The sequence below is a fragment of the Flavobacterium sp. N1719 genome, from assembly GCF_025947045.1.
Taxonomy (GTDB): domain Bacteria; phylum Bacteroidota; class Bacteroidia; order Flavobacteriales; family Flavobacteriaceae; genus Flavobacterium; species Flavobacterium stagni.
Window position 1 is genome coordinate 837,138 of record NZ_CP109993.1, and the last position, 14,191, is coordinate 851,328.

Below are 14,191 nucleotides of genomic sequence, written 5' to 3' on the forward strand. Positions count from 1 at the left end.
AGTATTCTTACTTTTGCGCCCGAAAATCAAAACCCTTAGTACACCATGAAAAAGTGGATTGTGTTGACTGTACTGTTAAGTACGGCTTTTCAATCAAAGGCTCAATTGAGTGAAAAAGAGCTTTTAAAAAAGACCGAAGAAGTTGTAAAAAACATCTCGATAGAGAAACCCAACGGGTGGACCAAAAAAGGGGTGGCTACTTTTATTGCCAACCAATCGATTTTCAACAATTGGTTAGCGGGTGGGCAAACGAGTTTTGCGGGCAATGTTACCTTCAATTATGATTTTAATTACAAAAGTGACACGTGGAACTGGGATAATAAATTAACGGCTGGCTACGGTATTACTAAAGTAAAACAGCAAGATTTACAAAAAACCGACGACCGCGTACAATTCAACTCTTTGTTAGGTAAGAAGTTTACAGAGGTTTGGTATTATTCTTCGTTTTTCAATTTCAAATCCCAATTTGATTCCGGTTTTGAAGGTGGAATAAAAACCTCGCGTTTCTTTTCTCCTGTGTACATGCAATTTGGTTTGGGGGTATTGTGGAAGCGCAGTGATAATTTTAAAATCAATGTGGCGCCAGCCACTTCAAAAGTGGTATTAGTCGCTAAAAAGTTTACGGTTAATGGCCCTTCTTTTGGGGTATTACAAGGCGAAACGATGCGTTATGAGTTTGGTGCAGCGGTGAATGCTTATTACAAATGTACCTTGATGGAGAATGTAACGATGGAAAATATTTTGAACATGTATTCCAATTATAATGAAGACCCACAAAATGTGGATTTGGATTATACGTTAAACATCAATATGAAAGTGAACAAGTATTTGTCGACCAATTTTGCGTTTCAAACGATTTATGACGACAATGCCTTTCCAGGTTTTCAAACGCGTCAGAATATTGGGGTGGGTGTGAACTACACTTTTCAGTAGCAATTCATTCCACTGTTTAACGGTTTTGCGCGAGGGGTAGTAGTGGAAAGCCTGACCGTGACGAAGGAGCGGGCAGCTTGAAACGGATGACCCGACCCCGTAAAATAAAATTGATTTGTAAGAAGTTCGTCCTCGGGGGCGCGCCCAAATAAAAAAACAAAACCTGTCGTATTGGACAGGTTTTTTGTTATTCTTTTTCGACAGCGTCTTTATAATCGGGATATAAAAATTTATTGTACGGGAAGCGTGTGATATGGATTTTTCGCACGGCTTCGTAGACTTTTTCCCGAAACTCCTCGAAATTGGCTTTTTCGGTGGCGGAGATAAAAATGGTATTGTCTTCACCGAGGTGGCTCATCCACGTGTTTTTCCAATCTTCTAGGGTATAGTGTTTACTGGTGCGTTCGGTAATTAAATCGTCTTCTGCAATGACCTCGTGCTGGTACGCATCTATTTTGTTAAAAATCATGATGGTCGGTTTGTCATTACTCTTGATATCCATCAAAATTTGGTTTACCGATTCAATATGATCTTCGAAGTCGGGGTGGGAGATATCGACCACATGCAAGAGCAAATCGGCTTCGCGTACTTCATCCAATGTACTTTTAAACGACTCAATCAATTGTGTCGGAAGTTTTCGAATAAAACCAACGGTGTCAGAGAGGAGAAAAGGCAAGTTTTTGATAACGACTTTACGCACGGTGGTATCTAGGGTTGCGAATAGTTTATTTTCTACAAAAACTTCACTTTTCCCTACGGCATTCATGAGTGTAGATTTCCCAACGTTGGTATAACCGACCAAAGCCACACGAACCATGGCGCCGCGGTTGCTGCGTTGAATGGCCATTTGTTTATCGATGGTGCGAATTTTTTCTTTGAGTAAGGCGATGCGGTCGCGCACAATACGGCGGTCGGTTTCAATCTCCGTTTCCCCAGGACCGCGGAGTCCGATACCCCCTTTTTGACGTTCCAAGTGCGTCCACATTCCCGAGAGGCGTGGCAACAAATATTGGCATTGTGCCAGTTCGACTTGTGTTCGGGCATAGGATGTTTCGGCACGTTGGGCGAAAATGTCTAAAATTAAGTTGGTTCGGTCTAATACTTTACAATCTAAAATTTTAGAAATATTTTTTTGTTGGGAAGGCGACAATTCGTCGTCAAAGATTACAGTTGAGATGTTGTTTTCTTTCACATACAAATGGATTTCATCCATTTTACCCGTACCCAGAAATGTTTTCGGGTTAGGGCGATCGAGTTTTTGCCAAAAACGTTTAACCACCTCTCCTCCAGCAGTAAAAGTAAGGAATTCCAATTCGTCCAAATACTCTTTGAGTTTATCTTCGTTTTGGGATTGGGTTACAATTCCGACAATAACGGTTTTTTCAAAATTTACTTTTTCCTTTTCGAGCATAATTTCATTTTCTGATTGCAAAAATACATATAAATGACTGCATTTTTCTTAAAATCAACAATTCTAAAGGCTTTCTTAAATCTTAAAATTCAGTTTTTCGGCTGTGATTCAGATTTTTTTTTAAATTTGGAGATTAAAATCAATCGAATACTATACTTTAATTAACTTAATCTCCATTGTAAATGAAGAAAATTACTTTCGTTCTTGCTTTACTGTGTACGTTTTTGGGCTTTGCCCAGTTTCCTACTCCTGGGGTTGAAGGTTTTGAGAATACGACCAATCCGGACGTAGCGACGAATCCTTCACCATGGACTTTAGGAACAGGAGCCACAGGTAACCAGTGGGCAGTTTTTGACAACGGTGTGGGTACCGCCCGTCGTTGGACAATTACCACATCTGCTGCCAATGTTTATGCCGGTACCAATTCGGCGTTCATGAATAATGAAAACATTGGTCAAGGAAACACTTCCGAGGATTACTTGGCTACACCAAAAGTTACAGTACCTGCCAACGGTGAATTACACTTTTGGACCCGTTCAACTTTAACCGGTCCGCAGGGTACAGAATACCGCGTTTTGGTAAACCCTACAGCTACTGCAGGTACGCAAACCAATATTGCGAGTTATACAGTAACTGCCGCTACCTACACTGAAGCAACGCTTTCAACTACCTTTAATGTGTATGAAGAAAAAGTGGTGGACTTATCAGCGTATGCGGGTCAGCAAGTATACATTGCCTTCATGATGCGTTTCACGCAGCCTACAACTGCTTTAGGTGGAGACCGTTGGTTAATTGATTCGGTGAGTTTAGTAGAACGTTGTTTGGTTCCAACCAATTTATCAGCAACAAGTATTACGCAGACTTCTGCACTTTTAGGATGGACGGGTACAGCGCCTCAATACGAAGTGGAAGTGGTACCGGCTACTGGTATTCCAACCGGTTCGGGAGTAACTGTAAGTACAAATTCATATTCAGCTACGGGATTAACACCTGCTACACCTTATGTATATTACGTTCGAGCGTTGTGTTCGCAAAGTAACAGTGCGTGGGTGGGACCGTTTAACTTCACTACGGCCACTCCAGGGTTAACATGTAACTCAGCCATTGCGATTCCGACCTTACCGTACAGTACCAATGACAATACAGCTACATATGCCGACACCAACGACACCAATCAAGGGGGATCGTGTGGTTCGACAACCAATTACATGATTGGTAATGAAGTGTATTATTCGTATACACCTACTACTACAGGTGCTATCAGCATCACAATGACGCCAGGCGCAACCAACTCGGGTATCTTTGTTTACCAAGGGTGTGCGAATGTGGGTGTAAACTGTGTGGCCGGTGTGGCTAATACAGGAAGCGGCGTGCGTAACATTCCGAGTTTGAATGTAACAGCGGGTCAGACCTATATTATTGTATTATCATCCTCTGCAGCAACGCAGAGTTATTCGTATAGTTTAATTATTCAACAATTGAACTGTGCGCAACCGGATGCATTAACTGCAACCAATATTGGATTAAACGGAGCTACACTTTCATGGGGTAACCCAGGAGGTGCTACTTCATGGGAATATGTAGTGCAAACTTCAGGTTCAGCTATTCCTTCAGGTTCAGGAACGACAGTAGCAACAAATACAGGAACTCCTGTAACAGGGTTAAATCCAGATACAGCTTATCAATACTGGGTTCGTGCCGATTGTGGTAACGGTACCTTCAGTGCTTGGGCAGGTCCGTATGTATTCAACACCTTAGTTCCTCCTCCAGCATGTGGTGGAACGTATACTGACGGTGGCGGTGCAGCGGCAAACTATGCCAACAATGCTGACCAAACAGTAACTATTTGTCCACAAACAGTTGGAGATGTAGTAACTGTAACGTTCACTAGTTTCAATGTAGAAGCGACGAACGATGGTTTATATATTTTCAACGGAAACTCAACAGCAGCACCACAGATTGCTAGTGCCAATGGCGCAGGGGCAGTTCCTGGTGGTTTAGCAGGTGCTTATTGGGGAACTACGAATCCAGGTTCGTTCACTTCTTCAAGCCCTGATGGATGTTTGACGTTCCGTTTCAGAAGTGACGCTACTACTACGGCTGCTGGATGGGTAGCCAATGTAACGTGTGCGGCTCCTCCAGCTTGTCCAGCACCATTTTCTTTGACACCAACAGTTGTTTTAGGAACGTCAGCTACTTTTAACTGGACCAATGGTGGGACAGAAACTCAATGGGAAATCATTGCACAACCTTGTGGAAATGCAGCGCCAACCGCTACTTCTGTGGGGACAATTGTGAACTCACACCCCTATCAATTAACAGGCTTGAATGGTTTAACTTGTTATGATGTCTATGTTCGTGCAATCTGTGCTTCACCAAATGTGAGTACATGGACCGGACCAGTATCCATCACAACACAAGTTGCACCTCCAGCATGTGGAGGTGTATTCTCTGATCCAGGAGGGAATGCTAACTACGACAACAGTACTGATTCAACAGTGACGATTTGTCCGACAGCACCAGGTGATGTCGTAACGGTGAACTTTACATTTTTTGCTACAGAAGCTAACTGGGACGGATTGTATGTCTTCAATGGAAACTCAATTAATGCACCTCAAATTTCAAGTACCAACGGTGCTGGAAACGTACCCGGTGGTTTGCCTGGTTCGTATTGGGGAACATTAACTGGAGCGAATTTACCATCATTTACGTCAACTTCTCCTGATGGATGTTTGACGTTCCGTTTTAGAAGTGATACTTCAGTAACGGCAGCAGGTTGGTTGGCGAATGTAATTTGTGCGCCACCGCCAACATGTCCAAATCCAAATACATTAATTACTTCTAACGTTACTCATAACAGTGCAACATTAGCTTGGACGAATCCGAACACCGCTACTACATGGAATGTAATTGCGTTGCCTTGTGGATCGCCTGCGCCAACTGCAGCAACAACAGGGTTTACAGTAGTAACAACGAATCCGTATACTTTTACAGGGTTAACTCCTGATACCTGCTATGATTTATATGTTCAAGCGGTATGTGGAGCAGGGGATTTGAGTTATTGGGTAGGACCAAGTTCAATTACTACTCAAATTGCACCACCTGTTTGTGGAGCTGTATTTACAGACCCAGCTGGAGCTAATGCTAACTATGCGAATAATACCGATTATACAGTAACGATATGTCCTACAATTCCTGGAGAACAAGTAACAGTAACCTTTACTACGTTCAATACGGAAGCGAACTGGGACGGATTATATGTGTTTGATGGAGACACCATCAATGCGCAACAAATTGCAAGTAATAACCCTGCAAATAACGTTCCAGGCGGATTGCCAGGTTCCTACTGGGGTAACTTAACGGGAGCTAATTTACCAGGTCCATTTACGGCATCAAGTGCTTCTGGATGTTTAACATTCCGTTTTAGAAGTGATGGTTCTGTAACAAATCCAGGATGGGTAGCCGATGTGACTTGTGCACCACCACCAACATGTCCAAAACCTTCTAACGTAACCGTTACCAATATTACAACCACTACTGCTCAAATTGCTTGGAATGAAATCGGTTTTGCTACTCAATGGGAGGTGTTGATTTTACCTGCAGGTTCACCTGCTCCAACAGTGGCATCTACAGGTATCATTGTCAATACTAACCCCTATATTGCAACAGGATTAAACCCAGCAACACAATATATTGTGTATGTTCGTTCAATCTGTTCGACATCAGATATTAGTTTATGGTCAAATGTAAAAGCGTTTAATACCATTATCGCAAATGATGAGTGTTTAAATGCTACAGTAACTCCAGTGAATACTTCTACAACATGTACGGTATTCTCTAGTGGATCACTAATTGGTGCAACTGCTTCATCAGAACCCAATACTTGTGGTGGTACAGATGACGATGATGTATGGTTTAGCTTTACAGCTACGAGTACTACACATACAATTAATTTGAATAATATTACCGGTGGAACAACCGATTTATTCCACGTTTTATATTCGGGCACTTGTGGTAACTTAACACAATTATATTGTAGTGATCCGAATAACAGTATTGCGAATAACTTGACCCCAGGTCAAACATATTACATTCGAGTTTACTCTTGGACTGCTACTGCAAATCAAACGTCAAGTTTCCAAGTTTGTATTGGAACACCACAACCACCACCAAGCTGTATTACCAATACACCTGCTGGAAATACATGTGCTTTGGCAACTCCAATTTGTAATTTGAATGGTTACTGTGGAAATACTTCCGCATCCTATACTTCTGATTCATGGCCACAACTTTCAGCTGCATTTTGTGGTTCGTTAGAAAATAACTCATTCTTATCATTTATAGCTGCCTCTACAACTATTTCATTTGATGTATGGGTTACCAGTAGCCAAGATGCAAATGGTATTCAAATTATGGTTTTCGGAGCTGACACTTGTGGTTCTGGACCAGTAACGGAATACACTTGTTGGAGTCCGGGTGATGTTTTACCGGGTTCTACAAATATTACTGCAACTGGTTTGACGGTAGGTCAAACCTACTATATCATGATTGATGGTTTTGCAGGTGATGTTTGTGATTATGTAATTGCTTCAAATTCAGGTATTCAAGCACCTGTTGAAATTACAACTTCAACCAATACTACTACACCAACCATTTGTTTAGGTCAGACAGCAACTTTAAATGCTTCTGGTGGTAATGGACAATTTACTTGGGCAACTCCTTCTGGTTCACTTAGTGCTACTACAGGAGCATCTGTTGTATTTACGCCTCCAGGAGTTGGTACTTTCAACATCACAGCGACATCAACTGATAATAACCCTAACTGTCCTCAATCAGCGTCAAGTACACAAACCATTACGGTAGTTGATTATTTCAACACAACATTTGATGCATTCCCTAGTTTCTGTACAGGTTCAACTTTCCCTGATTTACCTTCACAATCTAATGAAGGTGTAACAGGAACTTGGTCACCAGCTACAATTCAAGATGTAGTGGGAACTACAACCTATACTTTTACACCAAATGTAACTTTCTGTGCAAATCCAACAACATTAAATGTAACGATTGACCCATTAACAACACCTACATTTATTACTCCAGCTCCAATATGCCCTGGATCACCAGCTCCTTTACTTCCTAGTACTTCAGGTAATGGAATTACAGGTACTTGGAATCCTGCAGTTGTGAGCAATACAGCTTCTGGTACGTATACTTTTACCCCAGATGCTGGTCAATGTGGTGCGACAGTTACCATGAGCATTACAGTATTGCCAAGTTGTGATTTTGGAAGTTATGCTAATGCAGTTTGGTTAACGAATTGCCAAACCTCTAATTTCTTTAATACACAAGGTTCAGGAACAGATATTATTGGACCTTCGCAAAATGTTTTCCCTAACAGTGATTTAGGTACTTATGTTCAAAATTCAGGGACATTAAAATTGCGTGGAGCAGAAGTGAAAACATTCAAATCGGTAACCGCAAATGTATGTAGCGCTCGTCTATATTATAGAATATATCCAGTAGCTGGTACGCCAGGAGCATTTACTTCAATGGATTTACCATTCTTTGACGATTGTACCATCGATAGTGATTCGAATGGAACTGTGGATACTTATCCTTCAGGAGGACCTTGTAATCCACGCGATCAAAAATGGCAAAAGGTCTTGAGTGATATTCAAAGTCCGATTGATTTAACAGCTTATACTCCGGGTGACTATAACTTGGAAGTGTATTATGAATTAACTGGTGACGTGAATTCACCATCACAATGTGACGATACCCAATTAATTAATAATGGAGGTGCAAACTTTATTGCAACATATACCTTACAATCTACTCCAGTTTATGCTAGTACTAATCCTACTACATGTAATGGTAATGATGGAACAATTACCATCACAGGTTTGGCGCCTAATACATCGTATAACTTTGGATATACGTATACAATTCCAAGTCCACCATCATCTTACATTGCAGACAACAATGGTCAGATTGTAATTACTGGTTTAACAGCGGGTACTTACACTAACTTTAACTTGAATGTGAATGGTTGTAATATGCCCAATACAACTCCAATTGTATTGGTAGACCCTACACCTCCATCGGTTTCTGTTTCTGATGTAACAGTTTGTGAAACTACTCCGGCAACTTTAACTGCAGTTCCATCAGGTACTAGTACATACTCGTATGTGTGGACAGTTCCTACAGGAGCAACAAATCCTGGAGATGTTGCATCATTTGATGCTACAGTTTCGGGTAATTATACAGTAACAATTACGGATACAGTGACAAATTGTACAAGTAATACAGCTTCAGCTGTTGTAGTAATAAATACATTAGTAACTCCAACTTTTGATGCAATTGCACCATTATGTTTGAATGCTACGGCTCCTGTATTACTAACTACATCAAACAATGGTATCACAGGTACATGGACACCAAGTACAATTGACACTTCAGTAGCAGGAACTTTTTATATTGATTTCACTCCTGACGCAGGGCAATGTGCGGAATCTGTTTCAATTACTGTTGTAATTAATAGTGTTCCAACACCTACAGCTACGGTTACTCAACAAGCAACTTGTGCAACGCCAACAGGTACCGCTCAAGTTACTTCACCATTAAATGTAACTTCTACTGTTCCTTCAGATTTATTTATTTCAGAGGTAACCGATGCTGAAACAGGTTCGTTAACTTATGTAGAGATTTTCAATGGCACAGGTACTACAAAAGATTTGAGCAATTATAAATTGAAATTCTATAACAATGGAAATACATTTACATCTTGTGATAATCAATTGAGTGGATTACTTGCAAATAACACTACTGTGGTAATTAAAGTAAGTTCAAGCGCGAATCAAGGTGGAGTTGTTCCTAATCTTGTATTTACTTCATGTGGAGGGGTTAATGACAACGATAACATTCGTTTGACTACCTCTACTGATGTTGAAATTGATGTTTGGGGTGATATAACAGGTACAAGCTTTACTCCTGCAAATGCTGCGGGGTATGTATATCGAAGAAATACAAATGCATCGCCTGTTCCAACAACGACTTGGACTCCTTCTCAATGGACTGCTTTAGATCCTGAAGATTATTCAGATGTTGGTACCTACACTCCAGTAACAGTTCCAGTACAGTATGAATATGCTGTAGATAATGGAACCTACCAATCAAGTCCAGTTTTCTCTGGATTAACACCAGGTTCTCATACTATTACCGTTAGAGATTTAGCAACAGGATGTGTATCTCAAGGTGTTACAGTTGTAATTGATAATCCAGTATTACAGCCTGCTGTAACTGATATTTCATATACAAGTCCAGTGTGTGCTAATGCTGTTTCGACATTGACTCCAAACACATCTATTACAGGGTTTACCTCAGGAGGTCAATATACAGCTGATTCAACGAATTTGAGCATTAATGCAACAACTGGTGTTATCGATGTGGCAAATTCTCAGCCAGGCACTTATGTGATTACTTACACAGTATTACAAAATGTAACGAATTGTCAAGCAGGCGGAAGTTCAACGACAACAGTTGTAATCAATCCACAACCAACAGTTTCTGTAAATAATGCGACGGTTTGTCAAGGACAATCAGCGACCATTACAGCTACTTCAGGTGATTCAAATACTTATTCTTATGTTTGGACCTACCCAGTAGGTGCTGCTGACCCAGGAAATGTTGCTTCGTTTACCACTTCGGTAGCTGGAACCTATAGTGTTGTAATTACAAATACAACAACAGGATGTGTAAGTAATTCAGCTAGTGGAACGGTAACTGTAAATGCTAATCCAATAGTTACTGTAAATAGTTCAACGGTATGCCAAGGTCAATCTGCGACTGTAGTTGCAACACCCGACGTAACAGGTTCTTATACTTACGTATGGACTGTCCCAACAGGAGCTACTAATCCAGGTAACGTAAGTACCTTTACAACGACAACGGCAGGTAACTATTCTGTTGTGATTACAAATACCGCAACAGGTTGTACAAGTGCTTCGGGTTCTGGAACAGTTACTGTTAATCCTTTACCAACCGTTTCTGTTGCCAATGTTACTGTATGTACTGGCGCTGCCGCTACGGTTACTGCCACACCAAGTACTGCAGGAACATATAATTATGCTTGGACTGTACCTACAGGAGCGACAAATCCAGGAAATGTAGATACATTCACTACAACTGTAGCAGGAGTGTATAGTGTAATTATAACTGATACAGCATCTGGTTGTACAAGTGCATCTGCTAGTGGTTCCGTTACTATTAATCCAGCGTTCAGTTTTGAAATTGAAGACGGATGTGTGGGTAACAGCTATATGTTAGAAGTAAAACCATTAAATAATTCATTTGACCCAGCAACAGCTCAATACGATTGGGAAATCATTAACGGTAGTATTCCAGTCGCTGTGGGTAATGACGAACCTACATTTAATGTAACTTCATATTTGAATTCAACTCCTGCTTCTGAAACATTACCGTTAACTTTTGGAGTTACAGTAACAGATGCCAATGGATGTACACAATACAGTACAATCGTATTGACAACGATTTATTGTGAAATCCAACGCGGTATTTCACCAAATGGTGATGGCCTTAATGACTTCTTCGATTTAGAACAATTAGGGGTGAAAAATTTAAGTATCTATAACCGTTATGGTGCAAAAGTTTATAGTAAATCAAGCTATACAAACCAATGGGTAGGTCAATCGGATAATAGTGACGAATTACCAGATGGTACTTATTTTTACGTGATTGAATTCAATAGCGGAGAAGCTTCCAAAACAGGTTGGATTTACATCAATAGAGAAGTGAAATAACAAACTAAATAATAAATGATAAATTTCAAAGCAATGAAAAAATTATATTTCCTAACCGCTTTTGCACTCATAACATTTCTGGATGTAAGTGCGCAGCAAGACCCACACTACACGCAGTACATGTACAACATGAGTGTAATTAACCCTGCCTATGCCGGTTCTAAAGAGAATATGACCGGTGGTTTACTGTATAGAAAACAATGGGTAAATATTGAAGGTGCACCAACCACTGGTACCTTTTTTCTTCATAGTCCGGCAGGAAAAAATGTTGGATTAGGTTTATCGGCTATTACTGATAAAATCGGTCCGGTTGAGGAAAATAATATTTATGGAGACTTCTCGTATACGTTGAATATGGGTGGTGAGCACCGTCTTGCTTTTGGTTTAAAAGCAGGTGCTACTTTCCACAAAGTAGGATTGTATTCAGATATTGGAAACGGTTATGTTCCAGATCCAAATGACCCAGCTTTTAGTCAAAACACAAGTAGAACGTTTTTAAACATTGGTACAGGTGTATTTTATTACACGAATAAGTACTATGTAGCTTTATCGATTCCAAATATGTTAAAATCTAAATATTTAGATTTTAACGGAAGACAATTTGGTACAGAAACGTTACACTATTTCTTAACGGGAGGTTATGTGTTTGATTTGAACGAGAATGTGAAATTTAAACCGTTTGCAATGATTAAAACGGCATTCAATGCACCAGTATCGATTGATTTTTCTACCAACTTCTTGTTTAATGAAAAATTTGAAGTTGGGGCAACTTATCGTAAAGAAGATTCATTTGGAGCGATGGTGAATTATGCAATCACTCCCAACTTGAAAATTGGTTATGCTTACGATCATATCGTTTCAGATTTGAAAGTAACTACCCCATCTTCACACGAGGTGATTTTATTATTTGACTTGAACTTCCCGAAAAAAGTTTCACGTTCACCACGTTATTTCTAATCTAACTAAACTAAATTTCACAATGAAAAATTTATATATCGCTTTAAGTTTTGTCGCAATCAGCGGAACTATGATTGCCCAAAATAAAGACACCAAAAATGCCGATAAGTTGTTCGCGCGTTTTGAATATGTAAAAGCTGTTCAGGAATATCAAAAATTAGTAGACGCTGGTAAAGGTGATGCTTATGTTTACAAGCAATTAGCTGACGCTAACTACAACATGTTCAATTCTGGAGACGCTGCAAAATGGTATGCAAAAGCAACCGAATCACAACAAGATGCTGAAACGTATTACCGTTATGCACAAATGTTGAAAGCTAATGGGAAATATGAAGATGCCAACAAACAAATGGCAAAATTTGCTTCATTAGAACCTAATGATCAACGTGCAAAAGCATTTAAAGAAAATCCAAACTACTTACCCAAATTATTGTCAGGTAGAGAAGAATATACGGTTGCGCCTGTAAGCATTTCTTCAGATAAGTCTGATTTTGGTGCGGTAATGTATGACAATACGGTTTACTACAGTAGCGCTCGTAACGGTGCTCGTAAAAACTACGGCTGGACAGACGAACCGTTTTTAGACATCTACAAATCGGTACGTGCTGACAACGGAACTTTTGCAGAACCTACAGCGGTTACTGAATTGAATTCAAAATTCCATGACGGAACTTTAACTATTTCAGCAGACGGAAATACTTGTTATTATTCAACCGAAAGTTTCCAAAATAAAGAATCGGTTAAAGATAAAGCAGCCAACGCAAAGAAAAGTCAAATTTATCTTTACAAAGCTACCAAAGAAGGCGAAACTTGGGGTAATAGTAAATTGTTGCCTTTTAATAACATCGACTTTTCAACGGGTAATCCTTCGTTAAGTCGTGATGGCAAAACATTATACTTCGCTTCCAACCGTCCAGGATCAATGGGAGGTACCGATATTTGGAAAGTTAGTGTAAATGGTGATGAGTACGGTGAACCTGTAAACTTAGGGCCTAAAGTAAATACAGAAGGTAATGAGAACTTCCCATTTATCGCTGATGATAATTCAACATTGTACTTTGCTTCTTCTGGGAAACAAGGTTTAGGAGGTTTGGATGTTTTCAAAATTGACTTAGCAAAAGGAACAGATGCAACAAATATGGGCAAACCGGTAAACTCTGAAAAAGACGATTTTGCCTTTACATTCAACAAAGACAAAAACTTTGGTTTTGTATCCAGTAACCGTAACGGTAATGATGATATCTTAGCCGTTAACCCAATCTGTGGTGTAGACGTTTTAGTTATCGTAACCAATGCAAAAACGGGCGATATCTTACCTAATGCTAAAGTGTCCATCTTAGATAGTAAAAACAACGTAATCGGTTCGGAAACTTCTAATGAAAAAGGAGAAGTGGCTTACCGTGTAGAATGTGATAAAGCGTATACTATTCAAGCCGCAAAAGACGGATTTGAAGGAAATGCTTTCCCTGTAGCAAAAAGCAAAGGACCAAAAGCTGACGTGAAAGCGCCATTGAACCCAATCGAGGTGATTGTTACGGAAACAGAAGTAATCTTGAATCCAATTTTCTTCGAATTTGACAAAAGCAACATCACACAGCAAGGTGCTTTCGAATTGGATAAGTTAGTTCAAGTGATGAAAAACAACCCGAACATGGTTATTTTCGCAAAATCACATACAGACCGTAGAGGTGGCGATAAATACAATATGAATTTATCAGAGCGTCGTGCACAAGCAACCGTTCAATACATCATTTCTAAAGGTATCGATGCATCTCGTATTTCTGGAAAAGGAATGGGTGAAACCGAACCAAAAGTGGCCTGTGATAAATGTACAGAAGCTGAACACGCTCAAAACCGTCGTTCTGAATTCTTGATCGTTAAAAAATAATTACTTTTCATTGCAATAAAAAAGACAGCTCAAAAGGCTGTCTTTTTTGTTTTAAAGCGGTTTTATCATTATAAGCTACAAGATTGCGTTTTCGAACTGAAAGTTGCTTAAAAACGCTAAATACAATTAAATGGCAATACTTTTTTTAAAGCACTTAAGTTGATTGTCTAGGAATTAACCTTA

Annotated in this window: 5 protein-coding genes; 4 read left to right on the plus strand and 1 reads right to left on the minus strand. The window is 39.8% G+C overall.

Going from position 1 to position 14,191, the window contains the following annotated elements; all coding sequences use genetic code 11:
* Nucleotides 1–45: 45 nt before the first annotated feature.
* The gene (locus OLM45_RS03400) at nucleotides 46–933 is read left to right on the plus strand and encodes a DUF3078 domain-containing protein (RefSeq protein ID WP_264511989.1); all 888 of its coding nucleotides are present in this window, start codon (nucleotides 46–48) and stop codon (nucleotides 931–933) included.
* A gap of 187 nt (nucleotides 934–1,120) precedes the next feature.
* Here the strand turns inward: OLM45_RS03400 and hflX are convergent, their stop codons facing one another.
* A complete protein-coding gene (gene hflX, locus OLM45_RS03405) occupies nucleotides 1,121–2,344 on the minus strand; it encodes a GTPase HflX (RefSeq protein WP_264511991.1) in 1,224 nt (407 codons plus the stop codon).
* A gap of 182 nt (nucleotides 2,345–2,526) precedes the next feature.
* On the opposite strand from hflX, the gene OLM45_RS03410 reads away from it, so the two are divergent.
* The 3 genes from OLM45_RS03410 to OLM45_RS03420 are packed head-to-tail and all read left to right on the plus strand — an operon-like array spanning nucleotide 2,527 to nucleotide 14,008.
* Nucleotides 2,527–11,163 carry a fibronectin type III domain-containing protein gene (locus OLM45_RS03410; RefSeq protein ID WP_264511993.1) on the plus strand — a complete coding sequence of 2,879 codons (8,637 nt, stop codon included), beginning with the start codon at nucleotides 2,527–2,529 and terminating at the stop codon, nucleotides 11,161–11,163.
* A 33-nt stretch (nucleotides 11,164–11,196) separates the two neighbouring features.
* A complete protein-coding gene (locus OLM45_RS03415; protein ID WP_129460264.1) occupies nucleotides 11,197–12,120 on the plus strand; it encodes a type IX secretion system membrane protein PorP/SprF in 924 nt (307 codons plus the stop codon).
* Nucleotides 12,121–12,142: 22 nt separating this feature from the next.
* Nucleotides 12,143–14,008, plus strand: coding sequence for an OmpA family protein (locus tag OLM45_RS03420; RefSeq protein ID WP_264511995.1), 1,866 nt, complete (start codon nucleotides 12,143–12,145; stop codon nucleotides 14,006–14,008).
* The last annotated feature ends 183 nt before the right edge of the window (nucleotides 14,009–14,191 follow it).